Origin of the sequence: Leifsonia sp. 2TAF2, assembly GCF_052115085.1 — a bacterium.
Taxonomy (GTDB): Bacteria; Actinomycetota; Actinomycetes; order Actinomycetales; family Microbacteriaceae; genus Leifsonia.
In genome coordinates this window covers 2,256,157-2,276,091 of record NZ_JBFRFY010000001.1, presented here as the reverse complement: position 1 = coordinate 2,276,091, position 19,935 = coordinate 2,256,157, and the positions used below count along the sequence as shown (strand labels likewise).

The window sequence follows — 19,935 nt, the reverse complement described above, 5'->3', positions numbered from 1 at the left end:
GAAAGGACCTCGATGTCGTCCGCCCCGACTCCCGCGCTGCCCCTCGCCGCTCTGCCGCTGTCGCGCCACGCGACCGACCGCGACCACGCTGCGCGGTCGCGTCCTACCCTGTTCGACGAGTTGTGGCAGGAACCGACCACGCGCGTCCTCGCGCTCTGGAAGGGCCGTGCGCTCGTCACCGCGCAGAGCGTCGGGGCTGCGACGCCCGCGGCGGACGGCTGGTCGTCTCCGGATGCGGGACCGGCCGAGCTCGACCTGCTCCCGGTGGAGCGTGTGACGTCCGCGCTCGTCCGCGTCTACCTCGGCCGGACGACCGTGGCGTCGGAGACCGAGCCCGCAGGGTCCGCGGTCGTCCTCCACGTGCTCACGGACGCAGCGGCGCAGGAGCTGGAACCCGACGAGGCCCGCTGGGCCAACCTCCGCACTGTCGCGACTGCGCTCAGCGACCGCGACGCGGGCCTCTTCACCGAGGCGCTCGCCATGGCGAACTGGCACGCGTCGCACACGCACTGCCCGCGCTGCGGCTCTCCGACGGTGGTGGAACAGGCGGGATGGGTACGCCGCTGCCTCGAGGACGGCTCGGAGATCTTCCCGCGCACCGACCCCGCCGTCATCGTCACAGTGCTGGACGACGACGACCGGCTGCTGCTCGGCTCCAACGCGATGTGGGAGAACTCGCGCTACTCGCTGCTCGCCGGGTTCGTCGAGCCGGGGGAGTCGTTCGAGTCCGCGGTGGAGCGCGAGATGTTCGAGGAGGCGGGCATCCGCGTCGTCGACGCACGCTACAAGGGTTCGCAGCCGTGGCCGTTCCCCGCCTCGGTCATGATCGGGATGACGGCTCGGCTCGCTCACGACCAGGCAGCGAGCGAGCTGGATCCGGACGGCGAGGAGATCCTCGACGTGCGCTGGTTCAGCCGCGACGAGCTGTGGGCGGCGCGCGAGCAGATCATCCTGCCCGGGCGCTCCTCGATCGCGCGCGCCCTCATCGAGGACTGGTACGGCGGCCCGCTCGATGAGCCGCCGGCGCCATGAGCACCGCCCTCTCCGGCCCTGACGCGCTGCTGGCCGGACTGGATGCGCAGCAGCGGGTGGCGGCGGAGGCCCTGTTCGGCCCGGTGTGCATCCTCGCCGGAGCCGGAACCGGCAAGACCCGGGCGATCACGCATCGGATCGCGTACGGTGTCGCCTCCGGCGCCTACGCTCCCAACCGCGTGATGGCCTTGACCTTCACCGCGCGCGCGGCCGCCGAACTCCGCGGCCGGCTACGGCAGCTCGGAGCCGGCGGTGTCTCGGCCCGGACCTTCCACTCGGCGGCGCTCGCCCAGCTCAACTACTTCTGGCCGCAGGTCGTCGGGGGTCAGCTCCCGTCGGTGCTCGACGGCAAGGGGCGTCTGCTCGGGCATGCCGCCGAGCGGCTCCGGGTGAAGGTGGACACCGCCACCCTGCGGGACATCGCGGCGGAGATCGAGTGGCGCAAGGTCTCCGGGCTGAGCATCGAGCAGTACACCGCGGCGGAGCGGCCCCGGCCCGGGTCGCTCAGCACCGATCAGGTGGCCGACCTGCTGCAGACCTACGAGGATCTGAAGGACGAGCGCAAGCAGATCGACTTCGAGGATGTGCTGCTCGCCTGCGCAGGGATGATCGAGTCCGAGCCCTCGGTCGCCTTGCAGGTGCGCGAGCAGTACCGCTTCTTCGTCGTGGACGAGTACCAGGACGTCTCGCCGCTGCAGGACCAGCTTCTCCGCCTGTGGCTCGGCACCCGCACCGACCTGTGCGTGGTGGGCGACGCCAGCCAGACGATCTACTCGTTCGCCGGCGCCCGGAGCGACTACCTGCTCGGTTTCGAGCGGCGGCATCCCGGGGCCACAGTGCTGAGGCTGGAGCAGAACTACCGCTCCACGCCCGCCGTGATCGACACCGCCAACCGCCTGATGCGGGGGCGGTCGGGCGCGTTGACGCTCCGCCCGGCGGAGGTCGCACAGCACGGCGACGGGGTCGAGAAGATGGTGCCGGCACCGGCGGTGTTCGAGGACGACCGGGCCGAGGCGCGTGCGGTCGCTGAGCAGATCTCCGCGGAGCTCGCGGCCGGTGCTCGCCCCGAGCACATCGCGGTGCTGTACCGCGTCAACGTGCAGTCCGCGGCGCTGGAGCAGGCGCTCGGCGACCGGGGGATCAGCTACCAGATCCGTGGTTCCAAGCGGTTCTTCGACCTGCCCGAGGTCCGCCAGGCGGTCATGACTCTGCGCGCCTCCAGCCTGGCTGCTACCGAGGATCCGCTGTTCAAGTCGGTCAGCGACGTGCTGCGGTCGCTGGGCTGGTCCGTCCAGCCGCCCGAGGGCCGCGGTGCGGTACGCGAGCGCTGGGAGTCGCTCAACGCCATCATGGGGCTGGTGGACGAGCAGCCGCCCGGGCAGACGCTGCGCGGGTTCACGGATGAGCTGCTCGCCCGCCAGGCGGGTCAGCACGAGCCGACGATGTCCGCCGTCACGCTGGCGACACTCCACGCGGCGAAGGGTCTGGAGTGGCCGTCGGTGTATGTCGTCGGACTCAGCGAGGGTCTCGTGCCGATCAGCTACGCGACGACGTTCGAGCAGGTGGATGAGGAGCGCCGCCTCCTCTACGTCGGCATCACCCGCGCCCGCAGTCGCCTGCGTCTCAGCTGGGCGGGTCGTGGCAATCAACCGGGGCGTCCGTCCCTGCGGCAGCCGTCGCGGTTCCTCGCCGAGCTGCGACCGGCCCTCACGAGGGAGGCCGCGGACGATGGCTCGCAGCAGGCCCCGCCGGAAAGCCGAGGCACCCGCACTCCGGGTGCGGCTCCCAGACGCGGCTGACCCAGTCCGCCTGCCCGCACTCCAGCCGCCAGCTGACCCCGACCGGTACGGCATCGGTCCCGTCACGCTCTCCGTCCGGAAGCATTGCGTGGACCGCCCAGGCCGCCCGGGCCGCCGCCGGCGCAGCGACGATCGCGGTCTCGCCCGGAGGCGGGAGGACATGCAACTGCGTCGCCATCGCGGGCCACGCGGGGTCCGCGTCCGTGCGGTGGAGGTCGAGGCAGCGCAGGCACGGCCCGGTGCCCGGCCGGACCAGAGGCCCCACCACCACACCATCGTCGTCGAAGACGATCGGGAGATGCGGCACGTCACGCCGCAGCCACCGGGCATGACGCTGCGGCTCGACGGCGTACGAGGCGACGATCACCGCCGCATCGGCTCGCGCGATCGCCGGATCCGACCAGCGCAGCCCGCTGCGAACCACCGCGCCCATCTCGCCGAGCATCCGCTCGACTCCGCTCGCGGTGGGACCCGAGCCGTCGAGCACGACGAGCGAAGACGGCGACGGGCCCCTCCGAGGCGGTGGCGCCAGCACCGTCTCGACCCGCTCGAGCAGCCGCGCCTCCGACGACGGCGGCGCTCCCGCCCGAGCGGCGATCACCCGCAGGCCCTCTCGCGTCACTCCGGCAGCCAGAGCCGCCAGCATCCGCTCGTCCGCCGCGCTGACGTCGTCCAGCACCAGCACGGGCCGTTCGACGCCGAACTGCAGGCTGTCGGGCGAACGCCAGACGCGCTGGATGCGGGGGTCGAGAACGAGGAGCACCCTCGCATCCTGCACGGCCCAGAGGCCCGTTCGGGCGTTGTCCACAGGCCGGCACCGTTGAGCCGGCCTGTGGATCAGGCGGTCACCCCTCGGTGGGCCGGTCGCGATCGTCGCGCAGCAGGTCCTCGATCGCCTGGTCGAGCGCATCCTGCTCGGGCTCCTGCCCGGTCGCCGCGGCGGTGAGCCGCGCGACGAGGGCAGACGGGTCGTCCAGATCCGAGGACTGCGGGAGGAGGTCCGGGTGCGACCACAGGTCGTCGCGCGCATCCATCCCCACGGCTTCCGTGACCGCCTGCCACATGGCGGCGGCGTCGCGCAGGCGCCGCGGACGCAGCTCCAGGCCGACCAGGGTCGAGAAGGCCGACTCGGCCGGACCTCCGGACGCGCGCCGGCGGCGAACCGTCTCGGCGATCGCATCGGCGCGGGGGAGGAGACGGGTGGCGTTCGCCGTCACCACGTCGACCCAGCCCTCGACGAGAGCCAGCACGGTCTCGAGCCGGGCAAGCGCCTCCTGCTGCTCCTCGGTCCGCGGCGGGATCAGCCGGCCGCTGACCATGGCTTCGCGCAGCTCGTCCGGGTTGGAGGGATCGAAGTTCTCGGCCAGCGACTCCAACGCATCCGTGTCGATGGTGATGCCCTTGGCGAAGGCCGTGATCTGCGTGATGAGCTGCAGCCGCAGCCACTTGGCCTGACGGAACAGCCGGGCGTGCGCCAGCTCGCGGACCGCGAGGTACAGCTGGATCTGGTCGGCCGGGATGTCGAGGCCGTCGCCGAACTCCGCGATGTTCTGGGGGATGAGCGCAGCAGCGCCGTCGGGCAGCAGCGGGATGCCGATGTCACCGCCCGAGACGACCTCCTTGGACAGCTGGCCGACCACCTGGCCGAGCTGCATCGCGAACAGCGCGCCGCCGATCGAGCGCATGACCTGCCCCGCGTTCTGGAGCATCGCCTGCATCTCCTCGGGAGCCTGCTCCGCGAGGACGCGCGTGAGCGCGTCGGAGATGCTCAGGGCGACGGGCTCCGCCAGCTGGGTCCAGAGCGGCATCGTCTGGCGAGCCCACTCGGCCCGGCCGATGAGCTCGGGCGAGGCGCTCAGGCCCGCGACACCGGTCGCCTGGTCGAGCCAGAGGGAGGCGACGTGGAACGCCTGGTCGAGCGTTGCGCGCTCCGCGGGCGTGACCGCGTGCGCACCGTCGGAGGCGAGCTGGCGGGCCTGCTGCCCGGCGATGTCCCAGTTGATGCCACCGCCAGGGTTCATCAGGGCGTTCTGCAGCTGACCGAGCAGCGCCTGGATGCTGGCGGGATCGTTCGGCAGTCCTGCCGCGCCTGCGAGGCGGCTCGGGTCGATCGACGCGCCGTTTCCCGACAGGAACTGGTTCAGCATGTCGCGGAACTCGTCGTCGTCCCGCTCCTCGTTCTGGTCGTCGGCCATCGTCGCGTCCCTACTTCTCGAAGTGGGCCGGCCGTCCGGTGAAGCTGCCGTCGGGCTCGGCTCCAGGCTTGTGATCTACGCTAGCCGCTGGCGCCGGGGTGGCGGGTGAGAATTGGCCTATGCTCGCATCCGGGCCGTGCGCCCGTGGCGAACACGACCGGGAGCCATCCGCCGCCGACGGCAGACAGATCGAGAGGACGGCCCTGTGACCCTGTACAGCGACGACGACCCGACGCTGCAGGAGCACGGGCGGGAGAGGATCGCGCCGCCCCGGCGGGTCGTCATCGGCTGGGTGGCCATCGGCGTCGCGATCGTGCTCGCGCTCGTCCTTGCGCTCGTGCCCGCTCCGTTCGTCATCGAGCAGCCGGGGCCGGTGTTCAACACGCTGGGCACCGACGAGCAGGTCGGAGCGAAGCCGAGCGGCGACGCCAAAGAGCTGATCAGCATCTCGGGCAAGAAGACGTATCCGACCTCCGGCTCGCTCGACCTCCTCACCGTCTCCGTGGTCGGCAACCCGGAGCAGCGCCCGTCGTGGCTGGAGATCGCCGGCGCCTGGTTCCAGCCGAGCAAGGCCGTGCTGCCCCTGGAGACCGTCTTCCCGCCCGGCACGACGACCGAGCAGTCGAACGCCGAGAACGCGGCTCTCATGGTGGACAGTCAGCAGGATGCGATCGCCGCGGCGCTCAACCAGCTCGGCTACACCTTCCCCGAGAACGTCGCCGTGAAGCAGTTGATCAAGGACACCCCGGCGTCCTCGGTGCTCAAGGTGGGCGACGAGATCACCACGGTCAACGGCGAGACGATCACCAGCATCGACGCGCTGCGCGAAGCCGTGAAGAAGAACGGGACCGGCAAGCCGGCGGAGCTCGGCATCGTCCGCGACGGCGCTGGCTCGACCGTCTCCATCACGCCGATCGAGTCGCAGGGGCAGGTCGTGCTCGGCATCGGCGCGGGGATGGACTACACCTTCCCGTTCGACGTGAAGATCCAGCTGAACAATGTGGGCGGCCCGAGTGCCGGCCAGATGTTCGCGCTCGGGATCATGGACAAGCTGACCCCGGACACCCTGACCGGCGGGAAGCGCATCGCGGGGACGGGAACGATCGACAACGCGGGCGAGATCGGGCCCATCGGCGGCATCCGGCAGAAGATGTACGCCGCCCGTGACACCGGCGACGCCAGCTACTTCCTCGCTCCGGCGTCGAACTGCGACGAGGTAACTGGCCACATCCCCTCAGGACTCCATGTGTTCGCCGTGAAAACCCTTGCCGACTCTTTGAAAGTCCTGAAGGCGGTCCGCAACGGATCGAGCACTTCCGGGCTCCCCACCTGCCCTGCCCGCTGACCCAGCGGGTAGGGGACTTATCGACGCCGCAGCTTTCTCCAAGCGTCCGCTGCCTAGGATGGTCCTCATCCCCGCCACGCGAGACCAAGAGGGCCATACGTGAGTTCAACAGCAGCAGCTCGACCCGCAGGCCGCCGACGCGCGGCCGTCTGGATCACCCTCGGGGTGATCGTCGCGGTGGTGATCCTGTTCTTCGTCTTCGCCGGACTGTACGCCGACATCCTCTGGTACGACCAGATCGGGTATCTCAACGTGCTGACCACGCAGTGGTTCGCGGGAATCTCCATGTTCTTCATCGGATTCCTCGGGATGGCGCTGCCGCTCTGGCTGTGCATCCAGCTGGCGTACCGCCTGCGTCCCGTCTACGCCAAGCTGAACTCCCAGCTCGACCGGTACCAGCAGGTGATCGAGCCGCTGCGGCGCCTCGCGATGTACGGCATCCCCATCGTCTTCGGCATCTTCGCCGGCGTCTCGACCGCCAGCCGCTGGCAGACCGCGGCCATGTGGCTGAACGGCACCTCCTACGGCAAGACCGATCCGCTCTTCCACCTCGACATCGGCTTCTACCTGTTCGCGCTGCCGTTCTACCGCAGCGCGGTCGGGTACGCGTCCGCCGTCGTGCTGATCTCGCTGCTCGCCACGCTGGCGACCTGCTATCTGTACGGCTCCATCCGGGTGAGCGGCCGCGAGGTGCGCATCTCGCGCGCGGCGCGGGTGCAGATCTCGATCGTCGCCGCGCTCTACCTGCTGCTCCAGGGCATCAGCATCTGGCTCGACCGCTACGCCACCGTCACCGACTCCAACGTCAACGACATGATCAACGGCGCCTCGTATACGGACGTCCATGCGACGATCCCCGGCCGCGCGGTGCTCGCAGGGGCCGCGGTCTTCGTCGCGCTGCTGTTCGTCGCCACGGCGTTCGTCGGTCGCTGGCGTTTCCCGATGGTCGGCACGGCGCTGCTGATCGTCGCCGCGCTCGTCGCAGGCGCCATCGTGCCGTGGATCGTCCAGCGCTTCCAGGTCGACCCCAGCCAGAAGACGCTGGAGGCGCCATATGTGGAGAGGGGCATCGACTACACCCGCGAGGCTTATCAGCTGAGCGACATCGAGACCATCCCATACAACGCCAAGACGACGGCCGAGCAGGGCGCTCTGCGGCAGGATGCGCAGACCACGGCGCAGATCCGCATCCTCGACCCCGCCGTCGTCAGCCCCTCGTTCCGCCAGCTCCAGCAGTTCCGGCAGTACTACGCGTTCCCCGAGAAGCTGAACGTCGACCGCTACGACCTCAACGGCACGCTGCAGGATGCGGTCGTCGCCGTTCGCGAGCTGCAGCAGTCGGGCCTCGGCACCGCCCGCAACTGGTTCAACGACACCATCGTGTACACCCACGGCTACGGCCTCGTGGCGGCGTACGGCAACCAGCGTTCGAGCGACGGCCAGCCGGTGTTCATGGAGTCGGGCATCCCGACCCAGGGCACGCTGGGCACCTACCAACCGCGCATCTACTTCGGTGAGCAGTCGCCGACCTACTCGATCGTCGGCGCGCCCAAGGGCAACAAGGCGGTCGAGCTCGACTACCCGGCCGGAGACGACGGCGCCCAGCAGACGTACACGACGTTCAGCGGCAACGGTGGTCCGAAGCTCGACAACATCTTCAAGCGCCTGGTCTACGCGCTGAAGTTCCAGGACGAGCAGATCGTCCTCTCGGACGCGGTCAACAACAACTCGCAGATCCTGTACGACCGCGACCCGATCAAGCGCGTCCAGAAGGTTGCTCCGTACCTGACGCTCGACTCGCAGGCCTACCCCGCGGTCGTCGACGGCCGGGTCAAGTGGATCATCGACGGCTACACGACGAGCGACCAGTTCCCGTACTCGCACGTCGGCAGCCTCAGCGAGGCGACCGCCGACAAGGACACGCCGAAGCCGGCCTACGCGTTCGACGACATCAACTACATCCGCAACTCGGTCAAGGCGACCGTGGATGCCTACGACGGCTCGGTCACCCTGTACGCGTGGGACACCACGGATCCGGTGCTGAAGACCTGGCAGAAGGTGTTCCCCTCGACCGTGAAGCCGGTCAGCGACATGAGTGCGCAGCTGATGAGCCACGTGCGTTACCCGTCCGACCTGTTCAAGGTGCAGCGGTCGGTGCTCGGCCAGTACCACGTGACCGACCCGGGGTCGTTCTACTCGCGTGAGGACGCGTGGACCACGCCGAACGACCCGACTTCGCCGTCGAGCAATCCGGCTCTGCAGCCGCCGTACTACCTGACGATGAAGGTGCCCGGGCAGAACGCGCCCGCGTTCTCGCTGTACTCGACCTTCATCCCGCAGGGCACGAGCGAGTCCAGCAGATCGGTCCTCAAGGGATACCTGTCGGTGGACGCCGATGCCGGAAACGAGAAGGGCAAGATATCGTCCGGCTACGGCAAGATGCGCCTCCTGCAATTGCCATCGGGGGACAGCATCCCCGGCCCCGGCCAGATGCAGAACCAGTTCGACTCCGACCCGGCGGTTTCGCAGCAGCTGAACCTGCTGCGGCAGGGCAAGTCCGAGGTGATCAACGGCAACCTGCTGACGTTGCCCGTCGGCGGCGGACTGCTGTACGTGCAGCCCGTCTACGTCCGATCCTCCGGTGAGACCAGTTACCCGCTGCTGCAGAAGGTCCTCGTGGCGTTCGGCGACAAGATCGAGTTCGAGGACACCCTCGACCAGGCTCTGGATGCGCTGTTCGGCGGTGACTCCGGCGCCGCCGCGGGCGACAACAACGTTCCCGCTACCGGAACCGGTACGGGAGGCCAGACCGGCGGAGGCACGGGTGGTGGCGAGCAGACCGGGGGAGGGTCGACCGGTGGCGGTTCCTCCGCGGGGAATGCCGCGCTGCAGCAGGCGCTGCAGCGCGCCAACCAGGCGCTCTCGGACAGCCAGGCCGCGTTGAAGTCGGGAGACTGGAACGCCTACGGCGAGGCGCAGCAGCGTCTTCAGCAGGCGATCTCGGACGCTGTCGCTGCCGAGGGGCAGCCGGCCGCGAAGTAGTAGTCGCAGGTCACTTCGAGACAGTGAACGATGGCCCGCCCGGTTCTCCGGGCGGGCCATCGCAATGCTCGGGCGCCGTACGAAGTCGAAGCGCCCAGCACGAGGCGCGACCGTTCGCGGACGCCGATCCACACATCCGCCGAAGAATCTCTGGAAAACCCTTGCTCAGACTTTGATTGTCAGCTTTACTAACAAACATGTCGATAGACGTGGGCAAGCGCATCACCGCCCCTGAGCGTGGCGCATCTGCGGACCATGGGCTGGTCCCTGGACGGGCTCTCCGCCCTCGCACCAAGGTCCTCCCCGAGCATGCGCGCGGGCACAATCGCTCCCTGGTCCTGCAGTCCCTGTACCGCTCGGGTCGCGTCAGCCGCGCCGACCTGGCCCGCACCACCGGTCTCACCCGGGTGACCATCTCGGACCTGGTGGGGGAGCTGATCGCCGAGGGACTGGTCGTGGAGCTCGGTCAGCGCGACGACGCCCGCCCGGGTAAGCCTGCGGTGCTGCTGGACGTCGATCGGTCGGCGACCCAGATCATCGGCGTCGATCTGAGCGAGCACACGGTCTTCCGCGGCGCGGTCCTCGACATGGACGGCCGCATCCTGCAGACCGCCGAAGTCGAGCTGGCCGGGAGCCGCGGTTCCGAAGCGACCGCCAAGGTGCTGGCGCTGGTCGATCGCCTGGTCGAGCTGACGACGGCGCCGGTGCTCGGAATCGGGATCGGCTCACCGGGCATCGTCGAGGCCGAGGGAGTCGTCGCCGCAGCCCCCAACCTCGGCTGGATCGACGAACCGCTGCAACGGCTCATCGCCGAGCGCACCGGCCTCCCTGCGTTCGTTGCCAACGATGCGAACGTGGCCGTCCTCGCCGAGCACGGCTTCGCGGACGCCCAGGGCGACATGATGCTCGTCAAGGTCGGGCACGGCGTCGGCTCGGGCCTGCTGGTGGCCGGCGCGCTGGTCTTCGGCAGCCGCTTCGCCGCCGGCGAGATCGGTCAGGTGATGGTCGGCACCGACGCCGGTCCTGAGGCCCCCTACGACCGAGAGCGTTGCTTGGAGGCCTGGCTGGCAGTGCCGCGGCTGGCAGCCCGCGTGGAGGCTGCCGAGGCGGCCGACGAGCCGGTCGAGCCGGTGCTCCGCGAGGCGGGCCAGCGACTCGGTGTCGCGCTTGCGCCGATCGTCGGCGCGCTCAACCTGTCGGAGGTCGTCCTGGCGGGCCCGGAGGACCTGATCGACGGCGTCCTGCTGGATGCGGTGCGCCAGACGCTGCGGAACCGCACGATGGCGGGGTTCCACTCGGGCGTCACCGTCCGGATGACCAGTCAAGGCCGCGACATCGTACTGCGCGGCTGCGTCGTCATGGTGCTGTCCGCGCAACTGGGGGTGTCCTGATGACGTTGCTGGCTGAGGCGATCCCGCTGCACGACGGTGGGGCGAGCGGGTTCCGGTTCTCTCCCAGCATGCGCGAGGGGCTGGCCCGATTCCGGGGCCGCTGCACCGTCGTACGGCTCGCGAGCCTCGACAACGATGCTCTCGGCGTCCCGCGCTGGTACACACTGCAGGAGGCCTGGGCGGCGCCGGGGAGCGCGATGGCGTCCAGCTGGTCACGCAATCCGGTCGTCGACGTCGGGCCCACGGACGACCCCGAGCTGGTCCTGGCCACCGCGACCCCGGTGGTCGTCGTGGGCGCCGACATCGCCGCCACGCGCTGGGCCCGCCAGGTAGTGGATGCGGTGCGCGCCACCTGCCTGTCGGTCCTCGTCGTCGACATGGGGCTCCGCCCGGAGCCGTCCTATGCCGACATCGCGACGTACGGGTACGACCGCCAGCACGGCGCCGCCCTCCTCGCGTTGCTGACCGGCGGCTGACCTCCTGTATTCAGGACTCGGCAACCTCCTGTATTCAGGGGATCACAGCGTCCACGTCACCCCGAGGGTCGACTTCAGCGCGTGCTGCGCCGCGCCCCGGTAGGGATGCTCCTGTGCGGCGCGCGCGTACCGGAACCCGAGCGGCATCGCAGCCTTCACGGGATGCCGTGCGGCCTCCGCGCGCAGGTGCCCGATGAACTCCGGGCCGAGCCGCGGTGCCGCCCCGCCGAGCACGATGTTGGGCACGTCGAGCGCGGCGCCGACGAGCAGTAGGGCGCGGGCGAGCACCCGGGCACCCTCGGCGATCCGCTGCCGCGACTCCTGCGTCGCCGCGAGGGCGGCGAGGTCGAGCGCCTCCAGATCCGTGCCGTGGGGCAGCCCGAGCAGGCTGGTCACCGACACGATCTCCTCGAGGCAGCCCCGGTTGCCGCACGCGCACAGCGGAGCCTCCGGCCCGAACAGCACGGGCACGTGCCCGATCTCTCCGGCCCGGTGCGCGGCCCCGCCGACGACCGCGCCGTCGATGATGACCGCCGCGCCAACGCCGGTGCTGAGCGAGACGAACAGTTGATTGGCCCCGAAGTCGTCGGTGACCGTGGAGTCGGCGATGGCCTCGGCATCCGCGTCGTTGATCAGGTGGATGGGCGCATCCACGATTCCGCTCAGCTCACGGGCGAGGTCGACGTCCGTCCATCCCAGCTGCACCGACTCGCGGATGAGGTTCCCATCGGCGATCCCGGGCACCTGGACTCCGACGGCGACGATCCGGGCAGAGGTCGCCGCCACCAGCTTGCGCGCGACCGACCGCACATCCTCGATCGAGCCTGGCGTCGCCGGCCGCTGCGTCGCGGTGGCCACCTCGTCCCCGAGGAGATCGACCACGGCGCCGCGCACCAGCCCGGGCTGGACGATCAGGGCCAGCACCACGTGGTTCTCGGCCGCGATGCGCAGCGTGGTCGCGCGTTTGCCGCCGGTGCTCTCGGCGAGCTGCCCTTCGATCACCAGGCCGTCGGCGATGAGCCCCGCGAGCAGGGAGGACACGGTGGCGCTGGTGAGGCCGGTCCGCCGGGCGATCCCCGCGCGGGTCGCCGTGCCGTTGCCGGACAGCACGAGTTGAAGAGCGGTCGTAAGGTTCCGCTCGCGGACGGCGGACTGGGTCGCCTTTCCGTGCTCCTCTGTCACGTTCCCGACCCTACCGTTCACGCGGTCGCGCTACCGTGACCCCTGACGCGTCGTCGTGGGGATGCGGGGGAGCAGGGGAGCGCGATGGAGATTCCGCCGATGAACCGGAGCCGCGTGCCGAGGCCGCAGCCGTCCTGGGGAAAGACCGGCCACTACACGATCGCATCGGTCGCCTGCGAACAGGTGAAGCCTGCGAATCTGAACATCCTGATGACGGCGAACCGCGACCGCGTCAGCGTGGGCCAACAGATCAGCGTCGGCCCGAAGAACGGCACGACCACGAGGGCGAAGGACAAGGGATTCGTCCCGCTCGCCGATGTGCCGGACCTGGTCTGGAAGAACCTTCCGAGTGCGGTGAAGGGCGGCCGCGACACGGCGTTCCGCACCGGCCCCGAGCATCCGAACCACTATGCGGACATCGATCAACCGCTCGACGGCGTCACCCTGCGCCAGCGCTGCGTCGCGGATCCGGCGAACGTCTCTGTGCCGGTCTGGCAGGACTACTACACACGCCTCGGCCACACGGCGCCGGACGACAGGGGGCTTCTGCCGTTCCGCGTCTGGCAGTTCTTCGACGAGCTGGTGGCCGCCATCGCGGCGAAGGACCCGGTCCGCTTCGTCGCTGCGGCGGGCCTCGTCGCGCACTACGTCGGAGACGCGTGCCAGCCGCTGCACGGCTCCTTCATGGCGGACGGTCTGGCGGATGGGACGGGCAAAGGCGTCCATTCGGCGTACGAGTCGACGATGATCGACCGGCACCAGGTCGAGATCGACAGCGGGATCGCCGATGCTCTGATGACCACCTCACCGCCCGCAGCCGTCCAATCCGGAGCAGGCGCGGCGGCGGCCGTCGTGCAGCTCATGGACCGGTCCGCGAAAGCGGTCGACCCGCTGACCCTGGTGACGGCGTACGCGAAGGTGGCGAAGAAACCGGACGACGACTCCGTGGCCGTGACGGATGCGCTCTGGAAGGCGTTCGGCACCCGGACCGTCGGCCTCCTCGCCGACGGCGCCCTCACCCTGGCGATGATCTGGCAGAGCGCCTGGACTGCCGCCGGAGGGGACAGCGCGTTTGCGCCGGCGGACCTCGCCGCCATCGACAGGGCCGCCCTGCAGCACCTCTACGAGGACCCGGGATACGTTCCCTCGCTCATCCTCGACACCATCGGCCCGTCACTGAGCCAGTAGGACCAATAAAGTAAGGCCCCCTGACCGGTTATTCCCCGGTCAGGGGGCCTTTTTTGTTGCGGGGGCAGGATTTGAACCTACGACCTCTGGGTTATGAGCCCAGCGAGCTACCGAGCTGCTCCACCCCGCGGCACAAGATGAAACTCTAGCACGGGATGGGGACGAGGTGAAATCGCGAACACCTGCCCGGGCGCGTCCCGTCGTGTGGACCGGTCGTCCTACTAGAGTCGTTCCGAGATAGGGGATGCGATGGCGAGTGTCGTGACGAAGTACCGGGTCGTGGTGGTCGAAGACGATCCGGATGTGGCCTTCTTCATGAAGACCATTCTGGAGAAGCGAGCGGATGCGGTGGCCCTCGCGGTCACTGATCCGTCGGTTGCTCTGGAGCAGATCGCCGCGTTCGAGCCGGACCTCGTCATCACCGACATCGAGATGCCCGGCATCTCGGGTCTCGACCTCCTCAAGGAGCTGCGCAGCCAGTACCCGGGGATGCCCGTGGTCGTCATGACCGCGCACGTGTCGGTCGACTACGCCGTCTCGGCGCTGCGTGCTCAGGCGGACGAATTCCTCACCAAGCCGGTGGCGTCGGCCGAGCTCGTCGCCATCGTGAACCGGCTCGCCGCGGAGGGCCGCGTCAAGCGGGCGGCCCAGAGGCGGCAGGTGGTGCTCGCCGTGGGCGCGCATCCCGACGACGTGGAGATCGGTGTGGGTGGCATCCTCGCCGCGCACCGTGACGCTGGCAATCAGGTCGTCATCCTGACGATGTCGCGCGGCGCCCGCGGCGGCGACGCCAACGACCGGCAGCACGAGTCGCTCGCGTCGGCGGAGCTGCTCGGCGCCAGGCTGTTCCTCGAAGATCTGGAGGACACCCACATCTCGGCCGCGGACCCGACGGTCGGCATCATCGAGCGCGTCGTCGCGGAAGTGCAGCCGGACATCGTCTACACGCACTCCTCGCATGACCGGCACCAGGATCACCGCGCCGTCCACGCGGCCACGAACGTCGCGACCCGGGCGGTGCGCACTGTCTGCTGCTACCAGAGCCCATCCGCGACCATCGACTTCCGCCCGACTCGTTTCGTCCCCATCGACGGGTTCACCGAGACCAAGCTCCAGCTGATCGACTGCTTCCGGTCCCAGGCCGACGTGCGAGCGTACCTGGAGCCGGACTTCGTGCTCGCGACCGCCCGCTACTGGTCGCGCTTCGGCGGGGGAAAGAATTGCGAGCCGCTGGAGGTGATGCGCGACACCGCGGACATCTCGGTGCCCGCCTCCGCCATCCACACCGAGGCTCGCGCCGCCGGTTATCGACTGAACAGGACCGCTGAATGACCGACACTTCTCCGATCCGCGTCCTGGTCACGGGCGCGGGCGGCCCCGCCGGCGTCGCCGTGATCCGCTCGCTTCTGGCACGGGACGACGTGGAGGTGTTCGCGGCCGACATGGACGGCTGGGCGAGCGGCCTCTACCTCGTCGAGGAGGACCGGCGCCGCATCGTGCCCGCCGGCCGCTCCGACGGGTTCGTGGATGCGCTGATCGCGATGAGCCGCGAGGACGGCATCGACGTCCTCTTCTCCACGGTCGATGTGGAGCTGCCCGGGCTTGCGGCCCGTCGCGACGAGCTGGAGGCCGTCGGCACGAAGCTGGCCGCGCCCTCGCACGACACCCTGGTGACCTGCCTCGACAAGTTCGCACTCGTCCAGCGGGTCGGCGGTCAGGCGCGAGTGCCGGTGACGCGCCTCCTGAACACGGACGGCGTCGCCGCCGACTGGACCTTCCCGGTGATCATCAAGCCGCGGAGCGGCGCCGGCTCGCGCGGTGTCCGGCTGATCCCGGACCGCGCCGCGCTCGAGGCCCTCGGCACCGACGAGAGCATCATCATCCAGGAGAACCTGCCCGGCGAGGAGTTCTCGGTGGATGTGCTCGCCGCTCTCGACGGCTCGGTCATCGCCGCCGTCCCCCGGTCGCGCGAGCGCGTGGACTCGGGTGTCTCGATCGCGGGCCGCACGGTCCGTCGTCCCGAGCTCTCGGAGACCGCCGCCGCTGTCGCGCGGGCGATCGGCCTGGCGGGCGTCGCCAATGTGCAGCTGCGCTACAGCTCCGACGGCGTTCCGGCGCTGCTGGAGGTCAACCCGCGGTTCCCGGGTGCCATGCCGCTGACGATCGCGGCGGGCGTCGACATGCCGTCCCTCCTGCTCGACCTGGTGCTCGGCCGCCCAGTGCCGTCGGCCGTCGATTTCGAGGAGCTCGCGAACGTGCGCTTCCTGGAGGATGTCTTCCTCAGCCCTGCCGACGTGCTGGTCTCCGACAATGCCGCGCACACCGAGGGTCTCGAGGAGTGAAGGAGACGGAGGCCGGTCGGCTGCCCGCCCTCCTGGGCGGTGACTTCCATGTGCACTCCACCTTCTCGGACGACGCCCGCAGCACGCTCGCCGAGAACATCGCGGCGGCGTCGGCGGCAGGGCTCCGCACGCTACGTCTCACCGACCACGTGCGCGCCTCGACGACCTGGGTGCCCGAGTTCCTTGCCGCAGTTGCGGCCGAGCGCATCCCGGACGGACTGACGGTGCTGACCGGGGTGGAGGCGAAACTCCTCGACGCAAGTGGAGCGGTCGACACCCCGAGCGGTCTGGTGGTCGGACCGGGCGGTGTGGATGCGGTCGTCATCGGCGACCACCAGTTCCCCGGGACCGACGGACCGTGGTCGCCGAGCGCGACCCGGGAACGGCTGGATGCGGGGCTCTCGGACGACGACGCGCTCGACCTGCTGATCGACGCGAGCATTCGCGCCATGGAGCGGACGCCGCACGCGCAGCTCGCGCACTGGTTCTCGATCCTTCCCAAGGTCGGGCTCGACGAGTCGCAGCTCGGCGCCGAACGCCTGCTCGCGTGGGCGGAGGCCGCCGCGGCGACCGGCACCATCGTGGAGGTCAACGAGAAGTGGAACTGCCCAGGACCGGACGCGATCGCCGCGCTCCTGGACTCGGGCGCGCGTATCGTTGCCTCGACGGACAGCCACGTCGCCGCCGACGTCGGCCGGTACGAACGCGTGCCCGCCCTGCTGGACGCCGCGGCCGCCCGAGCCGGAACCGAAACGGAGGAAGCACGATGAGCCCCGTCGAACCCCCGGCCGAGCTGCGCGAGCGCATCCATGACGAACTGGAGCGCAACCGGCGATGGGAGTATCGGCTGCCCGTCTACGGCGGTATCGCGCTGCTGATCTGCGCGGCGATCGTCGTCGTGCGCGTGGTGTTCCTGCATGTCTGACACCGGGGCGGCCGAGCGCGTCCGGCGGATCGTGATCGCGGACGATGACGACGACATCCGCGGACTGATGACCATCGCGGCGAAACGCGCAGGTGTGCAGATCGTCGCAGCTGTCGACAACGGTCGCTCCGCCCTCACGGCGGTGCAGTCGGGCGACATCGACCTGGCGGTGCTGGACATCTCGATGCCCGGGCTCAACGGCATCGAAGTGGCCGAGGCGATCCGCTCGGACGCCGCGACCAAGTCGACGCTGATCCTCATGGTCTCGGCGTCAGTGCAGCTGCTCACCGATCACGGCATCGTGGCGGACCGCTCGGACAGCTTCATCGTGAAGCCGTTCAGCCCACGACTGCTCTCGACCCGCATCCGCGAGATGCTGGAGCTGGGGGAGCCCGCATGACCGTCGACCGCTGGCTCAGCCGCATCCCGATCGACTCGCCGTCGGCCTTCATGAAGCAGGTGCCGACCATCATCGGCTTCGCGATCGCCGCGGTCATCGCCGCCGTGCCGAACGGTGTGCCGATCACCAACGGGCCGCAGTTCCTCGCCGGCATCGGACTCGTGACGATCGCGTCGATCCTGTCGTTCGTCGTCCCGTGGCGGCGGCTGCACCCGGAGTGGGCGGTCATCGTGCCGACGTTGTCGCTGCTCGCGGTCGGCCTCCTCCGGCTGGGCACCGGCTCCTCGGCCTCGCCGTTCGTCGTGCTGACGCTGCTGCCGTTCGTGTGGATCGCCTCCGAAGCGGGGCGCATCAACATCCTCATCGCGTCGCTCACCACCTTCGTGGTGCTGCTCGCGCCGCTCGTCTTCGACAGCGGCTCGGGAGGGCCGGGGGATATCGTGCGGGCCTTCTTCTCACCGATCATCTACTTCATCGTCGCGGTCGTCATCAACGAGATCGCGCACAGGATGCGGGTCCAGCTGGCCGCAGCGCACGCGTCGAGTGAGCAGCAGGAGCAGCTCCTCGCGCAGGCCGTCTCCTCGCAGGATGAGCTGGTCCTGAACGAGGCACGCCTCAAGACGGCGAACCGTCTCATCCAGAGCATCTGGAACGCCGTCACCGAGCAGTCCGTGATCGGCACCGACCTCGACGGCCTCATCGACGTGTGGAACCCGGGCGCGGAGAAGATGCTCGGCCTCACCGAGAAGCAGGTCGTCGACGGGAAGCACCACGTCATCGACTTCCACCTGCAGGAGGAGATCGAGCAGCGGCTGCAGGACATGGATGCGCGCTTCACCACCGTGTCGAGCATGGACACGTTCTCGGCTCTCGTCGACACGGTGCGTGCCGGATCGGCGGATGTTCGCGACTGGACGTACCTCCGTCCGGACGGCAAGCGCGTCGCCGTCCAGGTCGCGGCGACCCCGCGCCTGGACGAGAACGGCCACCGCGTCGGTTTCATCTTCGTCGCGACCGACATGACGCAGGCGCGGGAGTTCGCGCGGCTGAAGGACGAGTTCGTCGGCCTGATCTCGCACGAGCTGCGCACGCCGCTCAGCTCCATCCTCGGCTACCTGGAACTCATGCGCGACGACGAGGATGCGCCCCTCTCGGAGGAGCAGTTGCAGTACCTGGCCGTCGCCGAACGCAACGCGCACCGCCTGCTCCGTCTGGTGGGCGACCTGCTCTTCACGGCGCAGGTGGAGTCGGGCCGCTTCCCGCTCGACATCAAGGATGTGGAGCTCGGCGCCGTCGTGTCGGCCTCGGTGGAGTCGGCACGTCCCGTGGCGGCCAACGCCGGGGTCACGCTGGTCCGCGAGGTACCCGACCTGCCGCTCGAGGTGCGCGGGGACACGCTCCGCCTCGGCCAAGCCGTCGACAACCTCGTCTCGAACGCACTCAAGTTCACCTCCTCCGGCGGGACGGTCACGGTGTCGCTGCGCCGTGACGGCGAACAAGCCGTGATCGCCGTGACTGACACGGGCATCGGCATCCCCGCCGTCGAACTGAGCCAGCTGTCGCAGCGGTTCTTCCGTGCCTCCACCGCGACCCGCAATGCGGTGCCGGGCGTCGGACTCGGGCTGACGATCACGAAAGCGATCGTCACCGCACACGGCGGCCGTCTGGACATCGCCAGCGAAGAGGGCGTCGGCACCTCCATCAGCATCGTCCTGCCGGTGGAGACGCCGCGGCCGGTGACCGAGGCCATCCCGCACGCAGAGGTCGCGCCGTGACCGACCGGCCGGCGGAGCTGACGATCGACGACCGCACGGTCGCCGTCGCGGTGGCGCAGTTCGCGCCGGGCGACGACCGCGTCCACAATCGGGATGTGGTGGCCGGGCTGATCGCGGTCGCAGCCTCCAGGGGCGCACGCCTGGTGATCCTCCCGGAGTACGCGTCGTACTTCACCGATCCGCTCGGACCGTCGTTCGCCCGCAATGCGGAGTCCCTGGACGGCGACTTCGTCGGGGCGCTCTCGGCGGCCGCGCGCGAGAACGATCTCTTCATCGTGGCTGGGCTGGTCGAGCGCACCGAGGAGTCGCGCAAGTTCTCCAACACGCTGGTCGCGGTCGCGCCCTCCGGCGACGTCGTCGCGACGTACCGCAAGCAGCACCTGTACGACGCATTCGGCGCCCGCGAATCGGAGTGGGTCGTGCCGGGGGCGCTCGACGACCCCCAGACCTTCGAAGTGGACGGTGTGACCGTCGGGCTGCAGACCTGCTACGACCTGCGCTTCCCGGAGGTGACGCGCCGCCTGGCGGACGCCGGCGCGCAGCTGGTCGCGGTTCCCGCCGAATGGGTGCGCGGTCCGCTCAAGGAGTTCCACTGGTCGACTCTGCTGGCCGCACGTGCGATCGAGAACACGCTGTATCTGGCCGCCGCCGACCATCCACCCGGAATCGGCGTCGGCCTGAGCGCCGTCCTCGACCCGATGGGCGTGACGCTCGCGGCTCTCGCTGAGACGACCGGCGTCGCCGTCGCGGAGGTGTCGACCGCGCGCGTCCGGGAGGTACGCGAGCGCAACCCCGCGCTGCTGCTCCGGCGCTACGGCATCACTCCGCTGCCCTGAGCCGTCG

The 19,935-nt window shown here is 69.7% G+C and carries 17 protein-coding genes and 1 tRNA gene; 14 read left to right on the top strand and 4 right to left on the bottom strand.

Annotation, left to right across the window (positions count from 1 at the left end; all coding sequences use genetic code 11):
- The first annotated feature begins 12 nt into the window (after window positions 1-12).
- Together nudC and AB4Z18_RS11005 are read left to right on the top strand one after the other, a co-directional pair.
- Entirely contained in the window at window positions 13-1,032 is a 1,020-nt protein-coding gene (gene nudC, locus AB4Z18_RS11010; RefSeq protein WP_441782716.1) for an NAD(+) diphosphatase, read from the top strand.
- Window positions 1,029-2,831, top strand: coding sequence for an ATP-dependent helicase (locus AB4Z18_RS11005; protein ID WP_441782715.1), 1,803 nt, complete (start codon window positions 1,029-1,031; stop codon window positions 2,829-2,831). Before nudC ends, AB4Z18_RS11005 begins: the two co-directional genes overlap by 4 nt.
- On the opposite strand, the gene AB4Z18_RS11000 is transcribed toward AB4Z18_RS11005, so the two are convergent.
- A complete protein-coding gene (locus AB4Z18_RS11000; protein ID WP_441782714.1) occupies window positions 2,740-3,639 on the bottom strand; it encodes a hypothetical protein in 900 nt (299 codons plus the stop codon). The genes AB4Z18_RS11005 and AB4Z18_RS11000 overlap by 92 nt on opposite strands.
- Before the next feature lie 37 nt (window positions 3,640-3,676).
- The gene (locus tag AB4Z18_RS10995; RefSeq protein ID WP_441782713.1) at window positions 3,677-5,026 is read right to left on the bottom strand and encodes a zinc-dependent metalloprotease; all 1,350 of its coding nucleotides are present in this window, start codon (window positions 5,024-5,026) and stop codon (window positions 3,677-3,679) included.
- Between the two features lie 205 nt (window positions 5,027-5,231).
- On the opposite strand from AB4Z18_RS10995, the gene AB4Z18_RS10990 reads away from it, so the two are divergent.
- From AB4Z18_RS10990 to AB4Z18_RS10975, 4 genes are all read left to right on the top strand, one after another.
- A complete protein-coding gene (locus AB4Z18_RS10990; protein ID WP_441782712.1) occupies window positions 5,232-6,371 on the top strand; it encodes a YlbL family protein in 1,140 nt (379 codons plus the stop codon).
- Window positions 6,372-6,470: 99 nt separating this feature from the next.
- On the top strand, window positions 6,471-9,413 hold the full coding sequence (locus tag AB4Z18_RS10985; RefSeq protein ID WP_441782711.1) for a UPF0182 family membrane protein: 2,943 nt from the start codon (window positions 6,471-6,473) through the stop codon (window positions 9,411-9,413).
- A gap of 197 nt (window positions 9,414-9,610) precedes the next feature.
- Window positions 9,611-10,804 (top strand): ROK family transcriptional regulator, encoded by a 1,194-nt coding sequence (locus AB4Z18_RS10980; protein WP_441782710.1) that lies wholly within the window; start codon window positions 9,611-9,613, stop codon window positions 10,802-10,804.
- Window positions 10,804-11,280, top strand: a complete 477-nt coding sequence (locus AB4Z18_RS10975; protein WP_441782709.1) for a hypothetical protein — start codon at window positions 10,804-10,806, stop codon at window positions 11,278-11,280. Before AB4Z18_RS10980 ends, AB4Z18_RS10975 begins: the two co-directional genes overlap by 1 nt.
- 42 nt (window positions 11,281-11,322) lie before the next feature.
- On the opposite strand, the gene AB4Z18_RS10970 is transcribed toward AB4Z18_RS10975, so the two are convergent.
- A complete protein-coding gene (locus AB4Z18_RS10970) occupies window positions 11,323-12,462 on the bottom strand; it encodes an ROK family protein (protein ID WP_441782708.1) in 1,140 nt (379 codons plus the stop codon).
- 99 nt (window positions 12,463-12,561) lie between these two features.
- Between AB4Z18_RS10970 and AB4Z18_RS10965 the strand changes: the two genes are divergently transcribed.
- Window positions 12,562-13,650 carry a hypothetical protein gene (locus AB4Z18_RS10965; protein WP_441782707.1) on the top strand — a complete coding sequence of 363 codons (1,089 nt, stop codon included), beginning with the start codon at window positions 12,562-12,564 and terminating at the stop codon, window positions 13,648-13,650.
- Between the two features lie 56 nt (window positions 13,651-13,706).
- Here the strand turns inward: AB4Z18_RS10965 and AB4Z18_RS10960 are convergent.
- Window positions 13,707-13,780 (bottom strand) — tRNA-Met (locus AB4Z18_RS10960).
- Window positions 13,781-13,899: 119 nt separating this feature from the next.
- On the opposite strand from AB4Z18_RS10960, the gene AB4Z18_RS10955 reads away from it, so the two are divergent.
- From AB4Z18_RS10955 to AB4Z18_RS10925, 7 genes are read left to right on the top strand one after another with little or no spacing between them, the layout of a single operon-like run.
- Window positions 13,900-14,982, top strand: coding sequence for a response regulator (locus AB4Z18_RS10955; RefSeq protein ID WP_441782706.1), 1,083 nt, complete (start codon window positions 13,900-13,902; stop codon window positions 14,980-14,982).
- Complete coding sequence (locus AB4Z18_RS10950; RefSeq protein WP_441782705.1) at window positions 14,979-15,992, top strand: ATP-grasp domain-containing protein; 1,014 nt, start codon at window positions 14,979-14,981, stop codon at window positions 15,990-15,992. The genes AB4Z18_RS10955 and AB4Z18_RS10950 overlap by 4 nt, the downstream gene beginning before the upstream one ends.
- Entirely contained in the window at window positions 15,989-16,762 is a 774-nt protein-coding gene (locus AB4Z18_RS10945) for a PHP domain-containing protein (RefSeq protein ID WP_441782704.1), read from the top strand. The genes AB4Z18_RS10950 and AB4Z18_RS10945 overlap by 4 nt, the downstream gene beginning before the upstream one ends.
- On the top strand, window positions 16,759-16,917 hold the full coding sequence (locus tag AB4Z18_RS10940; RefSeq protein ID WP_441782703.1) for a hypothetical protein: 159 nt from the start codon (window positions 16,759-16,761) through the stop codon (window positions 16,915-16,917). Before AB4Z18_RS10945 ends, AB4Z18_RS10940 begins: the two co-directional genes overlap by 4 nt.
- The gene (locus AB4Z18_RS10935; RefSeq protein WP_441782702.1) at window positions 16,910-17,317 is read left to right on the top strand and encodes a response regulator; all 408 of its coding nucleotides are present in this window, start codon (window positions 16,910-16,912) and stop codon (window positions 17,315-17,317) included. Before AB4Z18_RS10940 ends, AB4Z18_RS10935 begins: the two co-directional genes overlap by 8 nt.
- Window positions 17,314-19,092, top strand: a complete 1,779-nt coding sequence (locus AB4Z18_RS10930; protein WP_441782701.1) for a sensor histidine kinase — start codon at window positions 17,314-17,316, stop codon at window positions 19,090-19,092. Before AB4Z18_RS10935 ends, AB4Z18_RS10930 begins: the two co-directional genes overlap by 4 nt.
- Window positions 19,089-19,928, top strand: a complete 840-nt coding sequence (locus tag AB4Z18_RS10925; RefSeq protein WP_441782700.1) for a carbon-nitrogen hydrolase family protein — start codon at window positions 19,089-19,091, stop codon at window positions 19,926-19,928. The genes AB4Z18_RS10930 and AB4Z18_RS10925 overlap by 4 nt, the downstream gene beginning before the upstream one ends.
- The last annotated feature ends 7 nt before the right edge of the window (window positions 19,929-19,935 follow it).